This is a genomic window from Geothrix terrae, from assembly GCF_022808775.1.
Taxonomy (GTDB): domain Bacteria; phylum Acidobacteriota; class Holophagae; order Holophagales; family Holophagaceae; genus Geothrix; species Geothrix terrae.
The window spans coordinates 149,249-168,653 of the sequence record NZ_JAKZLA010000008.1 but is presented as its reverse complement, the minus strand read 5'-3'; the positions used below and the strand labels follow the sequence as shown (position 1 = coordinate 168,653).

Sequence of the window (19,405 nt, the reverse complement as noted above, 5' to 3'; positions counted from 1 at the left end):
CATGCGCCTGCGCCGACTCCTCCCCTTCGTCTTCCTGCTGAGCCTGGGCCTTGGCGCCCAGGATGCGGCCCTCAAGGACACCTTCCTCCAGGCCAAGGCCCTCTGGGCCACCCAGGGGGACCGCGAGGGCGCCAGCACCCGCTTCGAACAGGTGGTCGCGACCCTTTCGCCCAAGGCTGCCGCCCTCGATCCCACCTGGGCCCAGGTGCTCTGCGAAAGCTACAATTGGCTGGCGGTGCTGGATGACCGCAGCCCCCAGACCAAGCCCCGGGCCCAGGCGCGCCTCCAGGCACTCATCGACCTGAACCCGGACTTCGAGGTGGATCGGACCCTCACCTCCCAGCGCCTGGCGGCCCTCTTCGATCGCCTGAGGGCGGAGAACTACGCCCCCGTGCGGCTCAGCTACGCGCCCGAAGGGGGGACCCTGTCCGTGGACGGCCGCCCGGGATCTCCCCAGGCCCGCCGCTTCCTCCCCTTCGGCTCGCACAAGCTGACCTACAGCCGCCCGGGCTATGCGCCCGTCGACCTGATCCTCGACCTCGCCTCCGGGGACACCAAGGCCGCGGACTTCAAGCTCACCCGCATCTCCTCCACCGTGGCTCTGTACGTGCGGCCGAGCGGCTCAGAGGTCCTGCTGGACGGCCATAGCCTCGGCCATGCCAAGGGCCAGGCGGGCCCCGACGCCGCCCCCCTGGTGACGCCCCTGGGCCTGCGCCCGGAGGAGGTCTCCGAACCCTTCATCATCGGCGAGCTGGCCCCGGGCAAGCACCAGCTGGAGCTTCGCGCCCCCTGCCACCGGACCAAGGTGCTCGAGATGCAGGCGGACCTGGCCACACCCTTTGCGGACCACACCCTGGAGCCCATCCGCCTCGATCCCTCCAAGGGCACCCTGTCCGTCCATTCCGACTGGCCCGGCGGCGAACTGTTCCTCTCCGGCCAGAACCAGGGTCCCCTGCCCGTGGCGCAGCTCCCGGTCTGCTCGGGTCCCTATGATCTGCTTGTCCGCTTCCCGGCAGGCGGCTTCTCCCGGCGCATCACCGTGGAGGAGGGCAAGGCCCTCGCAGTGGAGGCCCGGCCGAAGCCGCGCCTCGCCTTCCTGGGCCTGGAGGGGGAGCTGGAATTCACCGGCCGGGCCCGGCTCCTGTCGCTGCTGGAGGGCCTCGGCGACCGCCTGCAGCAGGTGGCCTACCTGCCCGCCCATCCTGGCGAGACGCCCCAGGAGGCCCTGGCGCGGGTGAAGGCCTCGCGGGAGGCCGAACTCATCCTCTCCGCCGCCCCGATCCCGGGGAAGGTGACCCACCAGGTGGAGCTTCGGATCGCCACCCTCGAGGGCGAGGAGGAGCGGCTGCTGGTGAAGCCCCTGGAGGAGGATCCGCTGGGCCCCCTGGTGGCCCGTCTCAACGCCGTGCCCCCCTTGCATGAGCCCGGGCTGGACCTGGCCCTCCTCGACCTCCCCGGAGAGCCGGGGCCCTGGGTCCTGTCCGCCTCCGAGGCTGATCAGAAGGCGGGCATCCAGGTCGGCAGGCCCGTCACCCTGGCCAACGGCAAACCCGTGGCCTCGGTCCAGGCCCTGCGCCAGGTGCTGGCGGCCGCGAAGGGAACCGTGACCCTCAGCCAGGGTGGCCCCCCCGTGAACCTTCCGGTCCAGGACCAGGCCCTGGAGCTCCCCCTGGGTTCCCCGGCCCTCTGCTACCCGGCCATCCTGGCCCGCCTGCGGCTGGACTACGTGGGAGCGAAGGCGGGCGCCAAGGGCGACGAAGCGAATCTCATCCGGATGAACCTCGGCCTGGGCCTCATGCACTTCCGCCGGTACGACAAGGCCATCGAGCAACTGCGGGATGCCCGGCTCGGCACCGCGAGCGGCGTGAGCCAGGGCACCCTCGACTACCACACGGGCCGGTGCTTCCTCCGACTGGGCAGCGCCTACCAGGCCGAAGCAACGCAGGCATTCCGGCAGGCACTGAAGTATCCTCAGGCAACCCTGCTCGGCCCCGATGGCCCCCTGGTCGCCCCCCTGGCCCGGCAGGCCCTTGAAGACCTGAAGTAGTTTGGAGGAACTCATGAAGCGTCAGCGCGGCGAAGGCAAGATCGGCTGCATCGTCTCCCTGCTCGTGTTCGGCACCCTGGCCGCCGCTGGATACAAGGCCTTCCCCGTCTACTACAGCGACAGCGAGCTGGTGGATGCGTGCGGATTCATCGCCAGCAGCTCCGCCAGAAAACCCGTCGAGACCGTCGAACGTGAGGTCAGGGACAAAGCCCGGGAATTGGCCATTCCCGAAGTGTTGGCCGACAGAAGCACCGTCCGGGTCGTCAAGAGCGGCAGCGGCGAGGCCGGCACCTGCACCATCACCCTCCGCTACAAGCGCACCATCGACTTCTACGGCGCCTACCAGTGGACCAAGGAAACCGACAAGCGCATCTCCAAGCCGATCTTCGAGAACATCGGCTGATCCGGTCTTCGATGGGCTTGCGGCGGGGGGCCGGGCGCGGCACCCTGCCATATGCTCCTGTCACTTCCTGAAGACACCACCCTGCCCCGGGGGGCGGCGCTGCACCCGATCCGCGTGCCCGGATCGAAGTCCGTCACCAACCGGGCCCTGCTGCTCGCGGCGGTGGCGCCGGGCACCAGTCGGTTCCGCGGGGGGCTGGAGGCCGAGGACACCCGCTGGATGCGGCGGGCCCTGGCGGATCTGGGGCTCGGCGTCCGGGAGGAGGACGGCACCTGGAGCATCGAAGGCGGCGGCCGTCCCCGGACCTCCACCCCCCTCTGGCTGGGCGCCTCCGGCACCACCCTGCGTTTCCTCCTGCCCTGGCTGGCCCTGAAGGCGGAGGGCCCCGTGCGGCTGGAGGGCGATCCGCGGCTCTTCGAGCGCCCCCTGGGGCCCCTGCTGGCCCCCCTGGAGGCCCTGGGGGCCACCTGGGAACCCGATGCGAAGGGCGCCTGGCTGCGCCCCGCGGCGCGGGCCCCGGAGCGGCTGGACCTGGAGGTGGACGCCCGCCTCAGCAGCCAGTTCCTCACGGGCCTGGCCCTGACCGCGGCGGCCCTGCCCGGAGGCGGCACCCTGCGCTGGACCGCGGTGGCCAGCCCCAGCTACCTGGCCCTCACCACCCAGTGGCTCCACCACTTCGGCTGCGGGGCCCGTCTGGAAGAGGGCCGGTGGCTCATCCCCGGCGGCGCCCTGGCCCCGCGGGACCTGGACCTGCCCGGCGACTGGAGCGGGGCGGCCGCCTTCCTGGCCGCCGCGGCCGCCACGGGCCGGGCCCTCCGCCTGGCACCCCTGGATCCCGAGGATGCCCAGGGCGACCGCGCCATGGTGGCCATCCTCCAGGACGCGGGCTGCCGCGCCCGCTGGACGGGGCCCCAGGATCTGGAACTGGAGGGCCCGCTCCAGCACGGGCTGGATGCGGATCTCACGGACTGCCCGGACCTGGGCCCCGTGCTGGCGGCCCTGGCGGCCCTGGCACCGGGTCCCTCGGAGCTGCGAGGCCTCCACACCCTGCCCCTCAAGGAGTGCGACCGCCTGGACGCCTCGGCGGAGCTGGTGCGCTGGCTGGGCGGGCGGGCCGAGGTGATCGGCGACCACACCCTGCGCGTCCAGCCCGGCCCGCGGCCCGGGCCCCGCCCGCCCTTCGACCCCCGGAACGACCACCGCATGGCCTTCGCCGCCGCCGTGGGCGGCCTGCGCTGCGGCGGCGAGATCCGCGATCCCCACTGCGTGGCCAAGACCTTCCCGGACTTCTGGGAGGTCTGGCGCGGGATGCTGGGGTGCTGAAGGCCTCCTGGCTGGGCCACTGGAAGGCCCCCTGGGGCCTGGACCGCGGACGGCGCTGGGGGGATCCGGCCTGGGCCCTGGCCGCCATCTCCCAGGCCTGGATGCTGGGGGGACATGAGGGCCGCTGGCCTCGGCTCGCCCAGGAGGCCCGTCGCCCCTTCGGTCCCCAGGTGACGGCGCCGCCCACGGCCTTCGGCCCCCGCCCCGATCCTGCCTGGGTGGCCCTCCTGCGCCACGGCAGCCCCGCCGTGCCCGCGGACCGGCGGGGTGCCCGGGAGAGCGAGCTGCTTGCCTGGGCCTGGGAGGCCCTGCTGGAGGGGGATGGCAGCCCGTGGATGGCGGCGGGCTCGGTCCTTCTCGACCGCCCCCAGCGCCTGCGCTGGATCGCGGTCCTGGGGGCCGTGGAAGAGGGCGGCCGCCTCGTGCTCCCGCCCTTCCTCGAGATGCTGGTGCCGCCCGAGCTCCACGGCCTGCCGTCGGACTGGTGGACGTTCCTGCTCCGGAGCCAGGACGCCGGGGGACGCCTGCTGCCGGAAGGAGCCCTGGATCCAGAGCTGCCCTGGCCGCTCCTGCAGGCCCTGGCCGGCCCGCTGGTCCTCGACGGGCCCTGCGAGGCGCTGGCCCCGCACCATGGCGCGCCCTGGCTGACGGAACTCCCCGGGGGACGGCGCATGTTGGATCCCCGCCTGCGGGCCTGGGCCCGGGGCGCGGGCGCCTCCCCGACGGGACTCGACCCTTTGGCGCCCGGCGGCCTGGCCGGCGGCGGGCTTCCGGACCCACCCCTGGCGGCCTTCCTGCGCCTGGAGCTGGCCGAGGATCAACCAGGGGACTGGCGCAGCGCCCTGGAAGCAGACATCCACGAGACCCTCCACCGGCCCACACCACCTGCTCCTTCGGGCGACCCCGCCTGGGATCGGATCCGCATGCGCTGGGGTGGCGAGGCAGCCCCGCCGGCACCGGGCTACCCGGACTGGGGCGCACCGGCCCATCCCTGCGCCGACCCCTTCCACTGGATGGCCGAGGGCCTGCGGGCGGACGGGGCCTGCGATCCAGAGGGTTCCCTGCGGGCCTTCACCTTGGCCCACGCCCACTTCCTGCGGCTGGGGGCAGCCGGCTGGGCGGAGCGGGCTGCCTCCAACGCGGCGCACCTGGCCCTCAAGTGGGCGGATCTCCCGGCCCATGCCCGCTGGGCCGCCCTGCGCGGCCCGCTCCCCCAGCCCTGGCAGGATCTGGAGGAGGCCCAGCTCGCGGAGGTGAACCGCGACCCGGATGCGGCCCTCGCGCGGATCCGCCGCCTGGTGGAGGCGCACCCGGAGGTTCCGGCAGCCTGGGGCCTCCTGGCCCTGCACGGGGCGGACCGGGAGCGCTGGGACCTGGTCCGCGAGGCCCTGCCCCGGGTCCGGGCCCACCCCTACGCCCGGTTCCTGGAAGCCGCCCTGGGTCCCCTGACCGAGCCACCCCCGGCGGAAGCGGATCCTGAGACCCGCCTCAGCTGGGAGGCCCACCGGCTCTTCCGGGGCGGTGGCGATCCGGACGCCTTCTGGGCGGCCTGGCGAGGCTGCCCCACCCAGATCATGCGCCTGGAGCTGGGTCTGCAGGTGCTGGAGCGGCGGCCGGACCTCCGCCGGGCCGAGCATCTGCTGGCCCTCCAGGCCATCGCCGATCGCGCCCATGCGCCCCGCCACCAGGCGCGCCTGGCGATCCTCTGGCCCCCGGCGGAGGCCGTGCCCGCCGAGGACGCGACGGCCTTCCTGGATCGCTGGCTGGCCCAGCGATCCACCCCCACCTGGCTGGTCTGGGGAACCGGGGCGGAGGTCCATGCGCTGGGCGCCGGCGACCCGCCCCCCGAGGGGGCCCTGGGCCGGTTGGCCCGGGAGGGCGGCCTCGCCCCCTTCCGCCAGGACGGCTGGATCTGGCGGGGCCACGCCCTGGTGTGGGAAGGCTGTCCCGTGGGCGGCATCCTGCTGGCCCAGGCGCCGGACGCCGCCCCCGCGGCCCCGGTGGAGCCCCTGCTTCTGGCCCCTTGGCTGGCCCGGCTCCAGGAGGTCCGGCCCCTGGAATCTCCGGAGGATGGCGGCCTGCTGCTCACGGATGGCAGCGAGCCCATGGCTTCGGTGCTGCGGGAGCTGGACCGCGTGGCCACGTCGGATCTGCCGGTGCTGATCCTCGGCGCCACGGGGACGGGCAAGGAGCTGGCGGCCCGGGAGCTGCACCGGCGCTCGGGCCGCTCGGGTCCCCTGGTGGCCGTGAACTGCTCGGCCTTCGCCGAGGGCCTGCTGGAATCCGAGCTCTTCGGCCATGTGAAGGGCGCGTTCACCGGGGCCGACCGCGACCGGCGCGGGGCCATCGAGGCCGCCCGGGGCGGGACCCTGTTCCTGGACGAGGTGGCGGACCTCTCGCCGCGCCTCCAATCCCTGCTGCTGCGGGTGCTCCAGGAACGCGAGATCCGGCGGGTGGGCTCGGACCAGGTCATCCGCGTGGACGTGCGCTTCGCCGCCGCCACCCATCGGGACATCGAGGCCCTGGCCATCACGGGCACCTTCCGGCGCGACCTGCTCTACCGCCTGCAGGGTGCGACCTTGCGCCTGCCGCCCCTCTCGGCCCGCCGCCACGAGTTCCCCTTCCTGGTGCCGCGCCTGGTGGTGAAGGCCGCGGCATCAGCCAAGCGGCCCGTGCCCGCCCTCGCGCCCGGCCTGCCCCAGGCCCTGGCCCGTCTGCCCTGGCCGGGGAACGTGCGGGAGCTGCTGCATGCGCTGGAGCGCGGCCTCCTGCGCTGCGAGGGCGGCACGCTGAGGCCGGCCCACCTGCCGGAGCTGAGCGCGCCGGCCACGCAGGCGCGGAGCTGGGACGAGGCCACCCAGGCCTTCCAGCGGCGGCTCCTGCTGGAGACCCTCCAGGCCTGCGGGTTCCGAGTGGCCGAAGCCGCCGAGACCCTGGGCCTGGCGCGTCCGGCCCTCTACGCCACCGCCAAGCGCCTCGGCGTGGACCTGGTGGCCGAGCGCGGCCGCGCCGCCACCGCCGGCCTTGGCTCAGGGAACGGCCCGGCTACAGCCGCCGCCCGAAGCTCCGCTCCAGCTCCTCGAGGGTGAGCTTCTTGAGGATGGGGCGGCCGTGGGGACGGGGCCCCGTCCGTGAGGGCCGAAGGCCCGAGCGGGAGCATCGTGCGGGGCACGATGCGATCCGGGGGTGGTCGGCGGAGCCGCGCGGGGGTGTCCCCCCACGAGCGCTCGCGCGAGTGGTAGGCCGCCGATTGGGCTAGATTCGCCGCCCGAAGCTCCGCTCCAGCTCCTCGAGGGTGAGCTTCTTGAGGATGGGGCGGCCGTGGGGACACGTGTTGGGCACCTCGCAGGCCAGCAGGTCCCGGATGAGGCCCAGGGCCAGATCCGGGGGCAGGGCGTGGTGCTTCTTGATGGCGGCGCGGCAGGCCAGCTCGGCGTTGAGGTCCCGGCGGAAGGCGTCCAGATCCACGCGACCCTCGCGCTCGAGCCGGGCCAGCAGGTCCTCCAGCAGGGCCTGGGGGTCGCGGTCCGCCAGGAAGTCCGGCAGCCCGCGCACCACCAGGGCGCCATCACCGAAGGGCTCCGCCTCCACGCCCGCCGCCTCGAGCTCCGAGAGGAAGGGCGTCAGCCTCGCCAGGGCCTCCGGCCCGATCTGCACCACCCGGGGCGGCATCAGGGGCTGGATGGCGGGGGCGTGGCGGCGGAGGAAGAGCCGCTCGAAGAGCACCCGCTCGTGGGCCACGTGCTGGTCCACGATCCACAGCTCGGGCCCCCGCTCCCCTTCGATCTCCGCCAGCAGGTAGGTCTGCTGGAAGGAGCCCAGGTAGCGGATGGCGCCGCCGGGGTCCAGGTTCTCGGCAGCCCCTGAAGACATCGGCTCGTAGGCGTAGACCGTCTCCAGAGGCCGCGTGTTGAACGCAGCATCAAGGGCCTGGTAGGCCCCCAGGGCCCCGCCGGAGTGATCGGACCAGAGGCGGGGATGCTGGGCTGCGGCCCGGCGCGAGGGATCCAGCTCGAACTCCGCCTCGAGCGGTTTCGGCGGCAGCTCCAGTACCGAAGCCAGGCCGCCTCGGAGTTGCGCCCAGGCCTCCTCGGCCCCGCTCCGCACCCAGGCGAAGATGCGCTGGGGCTCCCGGAAACGCACCTCGGCCTTGGTGGGGTGCACGTTCACGTCCACGGCTTCCGGAGGCAGCTCCAGGAAGAGCACCGTCGCCGGGTACGAGCCCTTGGCGAAAGTACCAGACCAAGCCTCCGACAGTGCCGCCAGCAGGAGGCGGTCCCGCACGGCCCGGCCGTTCACGAAGAGGTAGAGGTGGTTGCGGTCGCGGAAGCTGAGGTCCGGCGGCGACACGAAGCCCCGCAGACGCCAGGGGAGCTCCCCGTTCACGAAGGGCACCAGGCGAGTGAGCTTTTCGCCGAGCAGAGGACCCAGGCGTTGTCCCGCGTCCGCCACGGGCGGCAGCACCAAAGGTGCGCCGCGGTCAGGGCGGATGGCCCAGTGCACGCCCGGCGCGCTGAGCGCCAGCCGGGCCACGGCCCCCCAGAGCTGGGCGTGCTCCGTGTCCGTGGACTTCAGGAAGCGCCGCCGGGCCGGCAGCTGGGCGAAGAGGTCGCGCACGGCGACCGTGGTGCCCCGGCTGTGGGAGACGGGCGCCACCTCCTTGATGACGCCGAACTCGCAGCGCAGGCGGTGGCCCGCGCCCTCGGTTTCGGCACTGGTCAGGTCGAAGCGGCTCACGCTGGCGATGCTCGGCAGGGCCTCGCCCCGGAAGCCGAAGGAAGCCAGATGCCCCAGGTCTTCCGCCGTGCGCACCTTGCTCGTGGCGTGGCGCTCCAGGGCGAGGTACAGGTCGTCCCGGGCCATGCCCGAGCCGTCGTCGGCCACCTCCAGCAGCCGCTTGCCGCCCTCCTCCCAGGCGATCTCGATGCGCCGGGCCCCCGCATCCAGGGCGTTCTCCACCAGCTCCTTCAGCACCGAGCTGGGCCGCTCGACGACTTCCCCCGCCGCGATCTGGTTCGCGACCTGGTCGGGGAGCACGCGGATCTTGGCCATGGCCTAGAACGCTATCAGCTATCAGCTCCCGGCTGTCAGCTGGTCCTTCGCTCAGCGGTGGTCCGCAGTTCGACCTGGGCGTGGGGGATGAAGAGGTGGCCCAGGTAGGCCAACAGGAAGAGTCCGGCGCTCAGGCCGTGGGCCCAGCTGAAGGCCGTGCGCCAGGCGGGGCTGGTGACCACCTGCACGGCATAGCCGGACAGCACCATGGGCGCGATGAGGAATGCGGCGCCCAGGCCCGTGCGACGGCCCTCGGAGCCCCGCTTCAGCTTCGCCTGGAGGTGGCCGCGCACCGTCATGCCCAGGGCGAAGAGGAGGAGGGGCGCCGTGAGCACGTGCAGGTGCTGGGCCGCCGGGAGCCAGGGGTGGGGCTCGGGGCCGAACTCCCCGGCCCGCACGCCGAACCAGCGCAGCAGGCCGTCCATGAGGCCCGTGCCCGCCGTGGCCAGGGCGGCGAGGTGCAGGCTCCAGCGTTCGAGCGGGCTCATTTCCCCTCCCGGTAGAGCACCTGGTGCAGGGCCAGGCAGCGGCGGGCCGCGTCCGTCATGGCGTTCGCCGTGAGCGTGGCGCCCGACAGCGGGCGGATGGAGCCCTTGAGCGTGAGCTGCGGGTCGAGGTCCTTCCCTTCGAACTGCTTCACCCAGGCCTCCTTGGCCATGTACTCGGCGGGCTCGTGGAAGGTCACGGCCTCCACCCGGAGGATGCGGCCTTCAGGCGAGATGGCCACCAGCAGCGTCTCGTTCAGGGTCCGGACCCGGTGGGTGTCGAAGAAGCCGACGCCCACCAGGGTTCCGTTCCGCCGAGCCTCGTAGGCCACCAGCCAGCGCCCCGGCACCTCCACCTGCGCCAGCGCCTTCGCGCGGCCGGCTTGAGGCTCGCTGAGCACGAATTCCCTCCGGGCGAGCTGGGCCCCGGGAAAAGCCAGGGCCAGGGCCTCCTGCGTGGTGGGCAGGGCCGCGAAGAGCGGCAGGGAGAAGGCGAGGGGAGCGAGGACGCGGATCATGGCGGGTCCTAGAAGTAGAAGCCGAGGCCCAGGTTGAACTGGTCGCGGCCGGTCTCGGCGCGGTTCTCGATCTTGTTCCAGTCGGCCTTCACGGCGACGTTGGGGATGGGCTTGTAGCTCACGCCCACGGTCTTGACCGTCACGTCGTTGGCGAAGTCCGGGGTGACGCCCTCCACCACGCGCTGCTGGGAGTTCAGGCGCTCGTAGCGGACGAAGGGGATGAGGGCCTGCTTGCCGGTGCCACGCAGCACATCGTAGCCCGCCTCCAGGTAGCCGCCGAACTGCCGGGTGCCGGTCTGGAAGCCGTCGCTGGTCGGCGGAAGGGCCGCCACGCCGGCCTCGGAGTTGGTGACGCGGGAGAAGAGGCCCCGCAGCTGGAGGCCCGCGGCGCGGTACTCCGCATGGACGTCCCACAGGGTGGTCATGAGGGACTCCGCGCCGTCCGTGGGATTGGAGTTGCCGCGGTAGAAGCTGAAGCCCAGGGTGGTGCCGGGGATGGGGGCCCAGTCCAGGCGGCCGGTCCAGGCCAGGCTGTTGGCCTTGGCCTCCTTGCCGAACTGGCGCCCGCCCTTGATGCTCTCGGCCGTGAAGCCCTCGTGGCCGTTGCCCGGATCGGGGTTGGCGTCCATGCCGTTCACCAGGTAGAGGCGGTAGCTCAGGTTGCCCGGCAGCTCGCCGTGGAGGCCCACGCCGTTCTCGTGCCATGTGCTGGGAATGATGCGGCGCTCCACCAGGGGGCGCTGGGAGCCGAGGAAGGCGGGGGGCTCGTGCATCTCGTTGATGAAGCCCACGGGCAGCAGCATCATGCCGGCCCGCACGTTGAAGGCCTTGTCGACCAGGAAGTCCAGGTAGGCGAACTCGACCTTGACCTCGCCCCCTGTGGACTCGTCGGAGTAGCCGCCGTGCTCGAACTCCAGCTCGGAGTTGAACACGATGCGGTCCGTGAACTTGTAGCCCGTGTAGAGCACGAGGCGCAGGGCATCGAGGTTGGCTTCCCGGGGGGCCTTCGTCCCGTTCTGCAGCTTGGAGTCGAAGTTCTGGTAGAGGAACTCGCCGTAGCCGCCGATGCTGAGGCCCGCGGGCGCCGCATAGACCTTGCTGGCCGCCGCGCCCAGGCCGAAGCGGCCCTCCTCGCCGGCGGGCGGCACCACGCTGCCGGTCTTCTGGCTCTCGAGCTCCCGGGACATGGCATCCAGGCGGCGCTCCAGATCGGCAATCCGCTTGTCCGTGTCCGGCTTCTCCTGGGCGAAGGCGGGCGCCGCCAGCAGGGCGCACATGAGGGGGGTGAGCAGGAACTTCATCGGGACTCCCGAGCGATCAGGGTGGGGTGGAGGGCGCGGAAGGCCGGGCTCATCCGGACCGTTCCGTCGTTGAGGAGGAAGGCGGCGGCCACACCCTGGCGTTCCGCCCAGGTCCGGCCCGCGTCGGGGCCCAGGACGTAGAGGGCCGTGGAGAGGACATCCGCCGTGAGGGCGTCCGCGGCCACCACCGCGGTGCTGCCCCAGTCGGGACAGGGTTCGCCCGTGCGCGGGTCGAGGATGTGCCGGCCCCGCTCGGAGGTGCCGCTGCTGGAGAGCGAGGCCTCGCGCAGGGAAAGGGTGAGCCGGGCGAGGCGGCGGTCCCGGGGATCGGCCACGGAGGCCTCCACTGGCGCACCCCAGGCCAGCAGCTGGCCGCCGAAGTCCAGCAGGCCCGCAGGCGTACCCACCGCCTGGCGCAGGCGGTCCAGGGCGTAGCCCTTGAGGAAGCCGCCCTCCTCCACGCCCGCCTCGGGAAGGGCCAATCGGGCGGTGCCCGCGGTCCGATCGAGGATCAAGAGAGGGGCGCCCGAGGCGCGGCGCGCGGCCGCCAAGGCCGCTGGATCCGGCGTCCGGCCCCCCGCCCGGATGGCCCAGGCCCGCATCAGGGCCATCAGGACAGGGTCGAAGGCCCCCTCCGTGCGCGCCTGCCAGGCTTTCATCTGCGCCAGCAGGTCGAGCCACTCGCGGTCCAGCGCCACGGGGCGGCCCTGGGCCGCGTTCAGGCGGCTCCAGGTGGAGGCGGGGTCCCAGGTGGAGCAGGCGGCCTCGAGGCGGGCGACCTCCGCCAGCGCCACCTCCGAGGCCCGGCCGAGGTCCCCGGGGCCCTCGAGGTGCAGGCGCAGCTCGGTCCCCATGGCGAGCACGAGGCGATCCAGGGCCGGCGCGGACCCTTGGACGACCATCAAGGTCGGCGCCGGGGCAGTCGCCGGGAGTGGGAGGGGTGGTGCCACAAACATGAGAATGAGTCTCACAACAATGAATCTCGAATTTCAACCCTAAATTTGAGATGAATTCTCAAAACATGATCCCCATCACATCCTGGGTTCACACTGGGGCCATGCGCCTCCGGACCCTGACACCCGCCCTGGCCCTCTTTCCCGCCCTGATCCAGGCGGCCCCCGCCCGGGTCCAGGCTCCCGATGCGCGCTGGCTCACCTTCGCCACGGCGCACTACCGCATCCATTGCCCCGCGGCCTTCGAGGCCTTCGGCCGGGACGTGGCCTCCCGGGTGGAAGGGGTCCATGCCCAATACCTGGGGCTGGTCGGCTTCGCCTACGAGAAGCCGGGGAAGCCCATCGACATCCTGATCCTGGACCCCGTGATGGAGGCCAACGGCCTGGCCTTCCCCATCCTCCCCCGTCCCCATGTGGTGCTGTGGAAGACGGTGCCCGAACCCGATTCAGTCGTCGGCCACCACCGCGACTGGGCGGAGCTGCTGGTGGTCCACGAACTGGGCCACATGCACCACCTGCTGCGCCCGGCCCTGAAGCCCAGCCTCTGGCGGCGCTGGACCGCGGCGCTGGGGCCCCTCGCGGAGAAGTCCCCCCGCTGGGTCACCGAGGGCTACGCCACCCTCATTGAAGGCAAGCTCACGGGCAGCGGCCGCCCCCACAGCGCCTTCCGCGCCGCGGTGCTGCGCCAGTGGGCCATCGAAGGCAAGCTCCCCACCTACGAGGCCCTGAGCGGCACCCAGGGCTTCCTGGGCGGCAGCCTGGCCTACCTGGGCGGCAGCGCCTACCTCGAGTGGCTGGAGAGGACCTCCGGCGATCCGAAAGCGCTCCAGACCCTCTGGATCCACCTGGCGGGAAAGCGTGACTTCGACGCGGCCTTCGCCGCCACCTTCGGCTTCCCGCCCAAGGATGGCTACCAGCGCTTCTGTGCTGAGCTGACCCACACCGCCCTGGAGCTGGAGCGCTTCGCCCGGGCCCAGGGTCTGCGCGAGGGCGAGCTGGTCACCCAGCTCCAGGGCTGGGCCACGGATCTGGCCCTGAGCCCCGACGGCACGAAGCTCCTGGCCCGGGTGCTGGCCGCCAAGAAGCCCGGACTCTATGTCTGGGATCTGAAGGCCGCGTCCAAGGCCGCCAAGCCCCAGCCCGGCGAGCCCCCCGACCACGCCCCCCTCGTGCCGGTGCTGCCTCCGGCGCGACGGCTGGGATCCATCGATGGCGCCCTTCCCTGGAAGCCCGTCTGGACGGCCCCGGACGCCATCGCCTTCCAGCTCCGCCTGCCCGATGAAGAAGGGGTGCTGAAGCCCCGGGGCCGGGTCTGGACCTTGGGCAAGGGCGTGCGTGGCACCTCCGTCATCGCGGCGAAGCCCACCGCACCGGCCGGCCCCTCCTGGAAGGAGGTGGGTGGCATCTGGAACGTGGTGGATGCCGCCGGGCGGCCCCTCACGCGCACCCTGGCCGCCGCCTGGAACCCGGTGGCCACGCCGGACGGCAAGTGGATCTACTACACCCAGCTCAGTGCCACGGGCGTCCAGATCCGCCGTCTCGACGCCACCCTGCCGCCCCTGGAGCCCCGCGACCTGCCCCAGGATCCCGCCGCCCTGATCAAGGGCCAGATCCTCCCCAGGTCCGACGAGCCCAGCCCCCTGCCTCCACCGGTCCCCGTCGTTCCTCATCCCTACCGCGTCGGGGAGAGCCACGAGGCCTTCACCCTGGCGGGCTACAGCCTCACCCCATCCGGCGAAAGCATCCAGCTCGGCGCTGGAGGCAACGACATCCTGGGCCGCCTGAACTGGCAGGTGCTGGCGGGGCTGGGCGACGGCGCGGGCCCCCGGGGCGGCATGGCCGGCGCGGCCTGGCGCGGCTGGCGCTGGGCGCCTTCGCTCCAGGCCTTCTCCCTCCTGGAGCGCCCCTCCAGCCAGCGGTTCGCGCCCGTGGCGGGCTTCGACCGCGAGCGCCGGGGCGTGGAGCTGGCCTTCGACCGGGAGGACCTGGGCCGCCCCCGCGCCCACCTCCGGCCCATCCTGGCCTACGAGCGGGTCACGCCCCAGGGCGGGACATCGATCAGCCGGGCCCTCTGGGGCGCGGAAGCGGGCCTGAGCAACTCCTGGAGCCGGGACGGGCAGGGTCTCCGCGCCGCTCTGGCCGCCCGGGGGCAGCAGGGACGCACGGACGGCCGGAGCTGGACCCTGGCGCGCGCCACCCTCACGCTGGGCTGGATCAACCCCTGGTCGCCACTGATGGTGCGCCTGGAGGAGGGTCGCGTCGGCGGCGACTCCTCGGCTCTGGACCGCTTCCACCTGGGCGGCGTGGGCACCTCCCTGCTGCCCGGATCCCTGGACGCCAACCGGGTGGACCAGGCGGCCCTGCCCGCCTACACCGCCATGGGCGATCGCCTGCGGCGCCTGCGGGGAGACCTGGGGCTCGGCCCCCTCACGGCCTACGTGGAGCACGCGACCGTGTGGCAGGACCCCGATCCCCGGCCCTCGGCCCAGCGGGTGGCGGGCCTGGAGCTGAACAGCCGGAACCTGGGACTACCCATGGACGTGGTGCGCCGCCTCGCGGGGAACCTGTCCTTCACCCTGGGTGTGCATCGCCCCTTGGACGGGGCCATGAAGGGTCGTACCGTGGGAACCCTCAGCGTGATCGTGCGGCCGTGATGTCATCCTGGGAATCCTGATGCTCTTCCTCACCGGCCTCGTCCTCATCTTCCTCGTCCAGTGGCTGCACCTGCGCCTGCTGCGACTGGAACTGCCGAGCCGGTACCATCGAGCGCTGCCCTGGATCCTGGGGCTCATCCACATCCCCCTGATCCTCTTCGCCGGGCTACGCCTCATCGGCCTGGGCGGGCATGGCGCCCTGCCCCTCCTGCGGGGCATGGCCCGGGGGGGATTCTATTTCCAGGCCTTCACGGTCCTGCACCTGCTGGCGGGCATGGCGGCCGAGGGTCTCTGGCACCTGTGGAGCCGCCACAAGCCCGAGCCGCCGGGCGAGGCCTTGGATCCCGGACGGCGCGCGTTCCTGCGGACCGCCGCCCTCGCCAGCACCGGAGCCGCGGTGGCCTTCGGCGCCCGGGGCGCCCGGGAGGCCTATGGCGATCCGGTCATCACCCGCCACGAGCTGGCCTTCTCGAACCTGCCTCCGGGGCTCGAGGGCCTCCGCCTCGCCCAGCTCAGCGACCTGCATTCCGGCCCCCTGGTGGGCCCGGAGCTGGTGCGCCGGTGGCGGGACCTCGCGGCGCGGGAGCGGCCGGACCTGCTCCTCATCACCGGCGACCTGGTGGACAGCCGGCCCGACGAGCTGGGGCCGGTGGTCGACGCCTTCGCGGGCTTCCCGGCGGCCTACGGGACCTTCGCCGTGCTCGGCAACCACGACTACTTCGACGATCCCCGGCCCATCTGGCGGGATCTGGAGGCTGCCGGCATCCGCTGCGTGGAGAACGCCTCGGCCCTGGTCCGCCGGAACGGCAGCACCCTAGCGGTGATGGGGCTCCAGGATCCGATGGCCCGGAACGGCCGGTTCCGGCGCATGGTCTTCGGGCCCGGCCCCCGGCCCACGGAGGCCACCCGCGACGTGCCCGTCGACGCCTTCCGCCTCTGCCTGAACCACCGGCCCAGCGAATGGGAGAAGGCCCTGACCGCCGGCGCGCGCCTGACCCTGTCCGGGCACACCCATGGCGGCCAGATCAATCCCATCCCCGGCCTCAGCAGCGCCCACCTCATCGGCCCCCGCACCGAGGGCTTCTACCGACAGGGCGAGGACGTGCTCTACGTGAGCCGCGGCCTGGGTGTGGTAGGCCTCCCGCTGCGCATCGCCGCCCCGCCGGAGATCACGATCTTCACGCTGAAGCGGGCCTGACCTACTTCTTCTCCGGCGCGTCGAAGAAGCCCACCAGCATCAAGTCCAGCCCCACCTGGCGCTTCAGGCTGATCTTGGCCGCCACGCTGTCGGCCCCCACGCCATAGTCGAGGCGATCCAGCGGCAGCGTGGCCCGGTACGCCCACGTGTGGGCCCCGGCCCCGTTCGTGCCCTCCGCGGGCGTGAAGGGCAGGCTCAGCTCCCGGCTCACCCCATGCATCGTGAGCGTGCCGCGCACCACCACCTTGTCCCCGTCCCGCTTCACCTCCCGCGACACGAAGGTGATGGCGGGGTGCTTCGCTGCGTCGAAGAAGTCCGGGGAGCGCAGGTGCTCGTCGCGCGTGCCATTGGCGGTGTCCACGGAGCGCGCGTCGATGTCCAGGCGGACCTTGGCGCCTTCCAGCGTGGCCGGATCGCCCTGGATGTCGGCTTTGTAGCGGGTGAAGCGGCCCGGCACATCGAAGAGCAGGGTGGAGGCCTTGAAACCCAGCACCGTGTGCGTGGTGTCCACCCGGAAGGTCCGGCTCTGGGCCGCGAGGGAAAGGGTCAGCAGAAGCAGGGGCGCGAAGGCGCGGATTCGCATGGGAACCTCGATGGCAGGGGAGGACAGAAGTCAGTGGGGCGAGCGGAAGCCCAGGACGGCGCCCTGTTCGCGCAGATCCCGGAGGAGGGCGAGCGCCGGGGCCGGATCGGCGAAGCCCAGGGCCGCCGCGGATTCGGCCAATGGGCGCGTGCGGGCCTGGACGAGCAGGGCCGCGGTGGCCGCCGTGAGCTCCAGGACGCGAGCCTCGCCTTCTGCGTCTCGGAACGCCAGGAGGTGGGTGGGCCGCGCTTCAGGCACGGGAGCCGCCTCGGTGGCCCGATGCACCGCGTGGGCGTAGGCCACCACCTGCGTTCCAGGATCGAACCACACGACATCCTCCGGGCCCGGCTCGTCATGGAGATCCTGGGCCGGATCGCCCTCCGGGAAGCGGGCCACCAGCACCTCCAGGAGCTCCGCATGGGCCAGCTCCAGGAGAAAGGGCCAGCGCTCCTGGCCCCAGCCCGTGTCGGCCAGCCAGCCCAGGAAGCTGGGGGCGAGGTCGCGGTAGTGGGTGCTCCGCACCCGCCGGGCCGACAGGAAGGCCTGGACGCAGCTTTCCCAGGCGCCGGCATCCTCGAGCAGGGCCTTCAGCACCGGGAAGGTGGTCTCCAGGGGCTCGACGAGGCTGAGGCGGGCCAGCTCCCGGTAGAGGTCCATGGCTTCGGGCTGATCGCGGAAGGCCTGCTGGTCGCTCGCCGGGAGCCCCAGGCGTTCCGCCGGCGCGCCGAAATCCTCCGGCTCGTCGTCCAGGATCAGGGAGGCCATGGCCCGCTGGAGGCGGAAGGTGCGGGACTCAGGCACGGACGGCCTCCGCCGGCGCGGCTTCCGCCTCTGCCGGGCTCAGCGCCGCATCGTAGGCGGCCTGGATCCGGACCCGCTCCGCCAGGAGATCCCCGAAGTCGGGGATGTGGTTGTCCCGCTCCAGCAGGACGGGCACAGGCCGCCCGAGGCGCGCGAGCGTCCACTGCATGAGCTCGATGACGGGGGCGATCACGTCCGCGCCATGGGTGTCCACGGTGATGGAGCCGAACTTCTTGTGGCCGGCGATATGGATCTGGGCCACGCGGTCCAAGGGCATGCGGGCGAGCCAGGCCTTGGGATCGAAGCCGAAGTTGAGGGCGTTCACGTAGACGTTGTTCACGTCCAGCAGCCAGCCCACATCGGCCCCTTCCAGCACTTCGGAGATGAAGGCCGCCTCATCCATCTCGCGCTCGCCGAGGTGGGCGTAGTACGTGATGTTCTCCAGCAGGAGCGGCACGGACAGCCGGGCCTGGAGGTCCTTGGCCCGGGCGATGGTGTGCCGGGCCGCCGCGCGGGTGAAGGGCAGCGGCAGCAGCTCGTGGAGGCAGCTGCCGTCCACGCCCGTGAAGCAGAGGTGCTCGGAGTGCCAGGGTGTGCCCGTGCGGACCAGGAAGCGGTCCAGCTCACGCAGGTAGTCCCCGTCCCAGGGGTCGAAACCGCCCAGGGAGATGGCCAGGCCGTGGGTGAGGACCGGGTCCCGGTCGAGGATGGCGCACGCCAGCCGGTGGTGGCGGCCGCCGTCCCCGATCAGGTTCTCCGGGCAGGTCTCCCAGAAGGGGACGCCGTGGTCCTCCCGGGCCGCCACCTCGTCGAGGTGGGCGCGCCGGAGGCCGAGACCCACGCCCTGGAAGGATCCGGGAGATCTGCCCTGAGCCATGCGTCGCTCCGCTATTTCTTGTCCGCGGGAGCGTCCTTCTTGGAATCCTTGCTGCCGCAGGTGCCCTTGCCGCAGGAGCCGTCCTTGGCCCCCTTCTTCGCCTTGGCATCCTTGCTGCCGCAGGAGCCCTTGCCACAGGAGCCGTCCTTGGCCTTCGCGTCCTTGGCCTTGGCGGGAGTCTTGCCTTCCTCCTTGGCGTCCTTGGCGCCGCAACCGGCGGCGGTGCTGAGGGCGGCGTCCGCGCCGAAGGGTTCGACGGACGCGGCGCCCAGGGTGGCCGGCGCACCGGCGACCAGGGAGCCGGCTGCGAACAGGGTGGCCGCCCCGATGAGTTTGGTGATCATGGATCCTCCTTGCGGCCAGGGCCGCGCCTGGGGCCGATGCGGCCCCGCTGGTGGGACGAAGTCCGCCCCCCGGCTTGGGGGATCGGGACTGTGGTGCTGTCGTCAGCCTTTGGAGTGCCCGTCCGGGGTGCTTTGTGACACTTTTAAATTTCTATGGCTCGAACCGCCCGTCCCCGGGCGCGATGAGGGCACAGGCCTCCCGGCGCCGCCGGAGGCGGGCCACCAGGCGGTAGACCCCATCCCGAAGCGGGACGGGCACCCAGGCCAGGGCGACAACCACCGCGGGCCAGGGCGATCCCAGCCGCCCCAGCAGGTGGAGGATGGCCTCCGAGCGAGACAGCACCGCGCCCTCGGCCGTGAGGACCACCAGGCTGTCCGGCAGGTCCCGACGTGCCTCTGCGGGCACGGTCCGCCGGAAGGTGGGACCGTCCAGAGGGGCGAAGCGCAGGCGTCTGAGGGTGTCGCGCCGGGCCGCGAAGCGCACCGCCCCATGGCAGAGGCCGCAGCCGCCGTCGTAGAAGACGCGGGTCGGCTCCGGGCCCGGGTTCAACCCTTGATCAGCACCCACAGGCCCACCGCGATGAAGGCCACCCCCGCCACCCACTTGATGGCCGCCTCGGGGATGTACTTGAACAGCACGCCGCCCACGGCCACACCGATGGCCGTGGCGCACACGAGGGCCGCGCTGGCGGCCAGGAACACGGTCCAGATCTGCCCGCTGCGCACCGTCGCCGTCATGGCCGCGAGCTGCGTCTTGTCGCCCACCTCGGCGAGGAAGACGGTGGCGAAGGTGGTCCAGAAGAGGGAGCGGTTCATGAGGCCTCGCAGATCGTGACGAAGGATCATGGTACCGGACTGCCATACTG

17 protein-coding genes are annotated in these 19,405 nt (G+C 72.6%); 6 read left to right on the top strand and 11 right to left on the bottom strand.

The genetic code is table 11. The features are described 5' to 3' along the window. Position 1 precedes the first annotated feature (1 nt). From MLE42_RS14675 to MLE42_RS14660, 4 genes are read left to right on the top strand one after another with little or no spacing between them, the layout of a single operon-like run. Positions 2–2,047: a hypothetical protein gene (locus MLE42_RS14675; RefSeq protein WP_243288623.1), complete on the top strand. Its 2,046-nt coding sequence runs from the start codon at positions 2–4 to the stop codon at positions 2,045–2,047. Positions 2,048–2,060: 13 nt separating this feature from the next. Next, on the top strand, positions 2,061–2,450 hold the full coding sequence (locus MLE42_RS14670) for a hypothetical protein (protein WP_243288622.1): 390 nt from the start codon (positions 2,061–2,063) through the stop codon (positions 2,448–2,450). Between the two features lie 51 nt (positions 2,451–2,501). Beyond that, the gene (gene aroA, locus MLE42_RS14665) at positions 2,502–3,773 is read left to right on the top strand and encodes a 3-phosphoshikimate 1-carboxyvinyltransferase (protein ID WP_243288621.1); all 1,272 of its coding nucleotides are present in this window, start codon (positions 2,502–2,504) and stop codon (positions 3,771–3,773) included. Continuing rightward, positions 3,767–6,862, top strand: a complete 3,096-nt coding sequence (locus tag MLE42_RS14660; protein WP_243288620.1) for a sigma 54-interacting transcriptional regulator — start codon at positions 3,767–3,769, stop codon at positions 6,860–6,862. The genes aroA and MLE42_RS14660 overlap by 7 nt, the downstream gene beginning before the upstream one ends. Before the next feature lie 166 nt (positions 6,863–7,028). On the opposite strand, the gene mutL is transcribed toward MLE42_RS14660, so the two are convergent. From mutL to MLE42_RS14635, 5 genes are read right to left on the bottom strand one after another with little or no spacing between them, the layout of a single operon-like run. Continuing rightward, positions 7,029–8,825, bottom strand: a complete 1,797-nt coding sequence (gene mutL / locus MLE42_RS14655) for a DNA mismatch repair endonuclease MutL (protein ID WP_243288619.1) — start codon at positions 8,823–8,825, stop codon at positions 7,029–7,031. Between the two features lie 35 nt (positions 8,826–8,860). After that, entirely contained in the window at positions 8,861–9,313 is a 453-nt protein-coding gene (locus MLE42_RS14650) for a hypothetical protein (protein WP_243288618.1), read from the bottom strand. Continuing rightward, complete coding sequence (locus MLE42_RS14645; RefSeq protein WP_243288617.1) at positions 9,310–9,828, bottom strand: FMN-binding protein; 519 nt, start codon at positions 9,826–9,828, stop codon at positions 9,310–9,312. Before MLE42_RS14645 ends, MLE42_RS14650 begins: the two co-directional genes overlap by 4 nt. Before the next feature lie 8 nt (positions 9,829–9,836). Further along, positions 9,837–11,129 (bottom strand): OprO/OprP family phosphate-selective porin, encoded by a 1,293-nt coding sequence (locus MLE42_RS14640; RefSeq protein ID WP_243288616.1) that lies wholly within the window; start codon positions 11,127–11,129, stop codon positions 9,837–9,839. Further along, positions 11,126–12,031: an FAD:protein FMN transferase gene (locus tag MLE42_RS14635; RefSeq protein ID WP_243288615.1), complete on the bottom strand. Its 906-nt coding sequence runs from the start codon at positions 12,029–12,031 to the stop codon at positions 11,126–11,128. Before MLE42_RS14635 ends, MLE42_RS14640 begins: the two co-directional genes overlap by 4 nt. Positions 12,032–12,186: 155 nt before the next feature. On the opposite strand from MLE42_RS14635, the gene MLE42_RS14630 reads away from it, so the two are divergent. Then, positions 12,187–14,736, top strand: a complete 2,550-nt coding sequence (locus tag MLE42_RS14630) for a TolB-like translocation protein (protein WP_243288614.1) — start codon at positions 12,187–12,189, stop codon at positions 14,734–14,736. Positions 14,737–14,755: 19 nt separating this feature from the next. Further along, positions 14,756–15,934 carry a metallophosphoesterase gene (locus tag MLE42_RS14625; RefSeq protein WP_243288613.1) on the top strand — a complete coding sequence of 393 codons (1,179 nt, stop codon included), beginning with the start codon at positions 14,756–14,758 and terminating at the stop codon, positions 15,932–15,934. Between the two features lies 1 nt (position 15,935). On the opposite strand, the gene MLE42_RS14620 is transcribed toward MLE42_RS14625, so the two are convergent. The 6 genes from MLE42_RS14620 to MLE42_RS14595 all read right to left on the bottom strand — a co-directional run bounded on the left by MLE42_RS14620 (position 15,936) and on the right by MLE42_RS14595 (position 19,355). Further along, positions 15,936–16,517 carry a YceI family protein gene (locus MLE42_RS14620; RefSeq protein WP_243288612.1) on the bottom strand — a complete coding sequence of 194 codons (582 nt, stop codon included), beginning with the start codon at positions 16,515–16,517 and terminating at the stop codon, positions 15,936–15,938. Between the two features lie 30 nt (positions 16,518–16,547). After that, positions 16,548–17,318 carry an HvfC/BufC family peptide modification chaperone gene (locus MLE42_RS16230; protein WP_338029974.1) on the bottom strand — a complete coding sequence of 257 codons (771 nt, stop codon included), beginning with the start codon at positions 17,316–17,318 and terminating at the stop codon, positions 16,548–16,550. Next, on the bottom strand, positions 17,311–18,195 hold the full coding sequence (locus MLE42_RS14610; RefSeq protein ID WP_243288611.1) for an MbnB/TglH/ChrH family RiPP precursor modification enzyme: 885 nt from the start codon (positions 18,193–18,195) through the stop codon (positions 17,311–17,313). The genes MLE42_RS16230 and MLE42_RS14610 overlap by 8 nt, the downstream gene beginning before the upstream one ends. 11 nt (positions 18,196–18,206) lie before the next feature. Continuing rightward, on the bottom strand, positions 18,207–18,539 hold the full coding sequence (locus MLE42_RS14605; RefSeq protein WP_243288610.1) for a hypothetical protein: 333 nt from the start codon (positions 18,537–18,539) through the stop codon (positions 18,207–18,209). A 151-nt stretch (positions 18,540–18,690) separates the two neighbouring features. Further along, positions 18,691–19,089, bottom strand: a complete 399-nt coding sequence (locus MLE42_RS14600) for a thiol-disulfide oxidoreductase DCC family protein (RefSeq protein ID WP_243288609.1) — start codon at positions 19,087–19,089, stop codon at positions 18,691–18,693. Then, positions 19,086–19,355 (bottom strand): TMEM165/GDT1 family protein, encoded by a 270-nt coding sequence (locus tag MLE42_RS14595; protein ID WP_243288608.1) that lies wholly within the window; start codon positions 19,353–19,355, stop codon positions 19,086–19,088. The genes MLE42_RS14600 and MLE42_RS14595 overlap by 4 nt, the downstream gene beginning before the upstream one ends. Positions 19,356–19,405: the final 50 nt, after the last annotated feature.

Coding starts and splice junctions, on each gene's coding strand:
- MLE42_RS14675 (WP_243288623.1), top strand. CDS start 2: ATGCGCCTGCGCCGACTCCTCCCCTTCGTCTTCCTGCTGAGCCTGGGC.
- MLE42_RS14625 (WP_243288613.1), top strand. CDS start 14,756: ATGCTCTTCCTCACCGGCCTCGTCCTCATCTTCCTCGTCCAGTGGCTG.
- MLE42_RS14670 (WP_243288622.1), top strand. CDS start 2,061: ATGAAGCGTCAGCGCGGCGAAGGCAAGATCGGCTGCATCGTCTCCCTG.
- MLE42_RS14620 (WP_243288612.1), bottom strand. CDS start 16,517: ATGCGAATCCGCGCCTTCGCGCCCCTGCTTCTGCTGACCCTTTCCCTC.
- MLE42_RS14635 (WP_243288615.1), bottom strand. CDS start 12,031: ATGGTCGTCCAAGGGTCCGCGCCGGCCCTGGATCGCCTCGTGCTCGCC.
- MLE42_RS14630 (WP_243288614.1), top strand. CDS start 12,187: ATGCGCCTCCGGACCCTGACACCCGCCCTGGCCCTCTTTCCCGCCCTG.
- MLE42_RS14640 (WP_243288616.1), bottom strand. CDS start 11,129: ATGAAGTTCCTGCTCACCCCCCTCATGTGCGCCCTGCTGGCGGCGCCC.
- mutL (WP_243288619.1), bottom strand. CDS start 8,825: ATGGCCAAGATCCGCGTGCTCCCCGACCAGGTCGCGAACCAGATCGCG.
- MLE42_RS14610 (WP_243288611.1), bottom strand. CDS start 18,195: ATGGCTCAGGGCAGATCTCCCGGATCCTTCCAGGGCGTGGGTCTCGGC.
- MLE42_RS14645 (WP_243288617.1), bottom strand. CDS start 9,828: ATGATCCGCGTCCTCGCTCCCCTCGCCTTCTCCCTGCCGCTCTTCGCG.
- MLE42_RS14605 (WP_243288610.1), bottom strand. CDS start 18,539: ATGATCACCAAACTCATCGGGGCGGCCACCCTGTTCGCAGCCGGCTCC.
- aroA (WP_243288621.1), top strand. CDS start 2,502: ATGCTCCTGTCACTTCCTGAAGACACCACCCTGCCCCGGGGGGCGGCG.
- MLE42_RS14595 (WP_243288608.1), bottom strand. CDS start 19,355: ATGAACCGCTCCCTCTTCTGGACCACCTTCGCCACCGTCTTCCTCGCC.
- MLE42_RS14650 (WP_243288618.1), bottom strand. CDS start 9,313: ATGAGCCCGCTCGAACGCTGGAGCCTGCACCTCGCCGCCCTGGCCACG.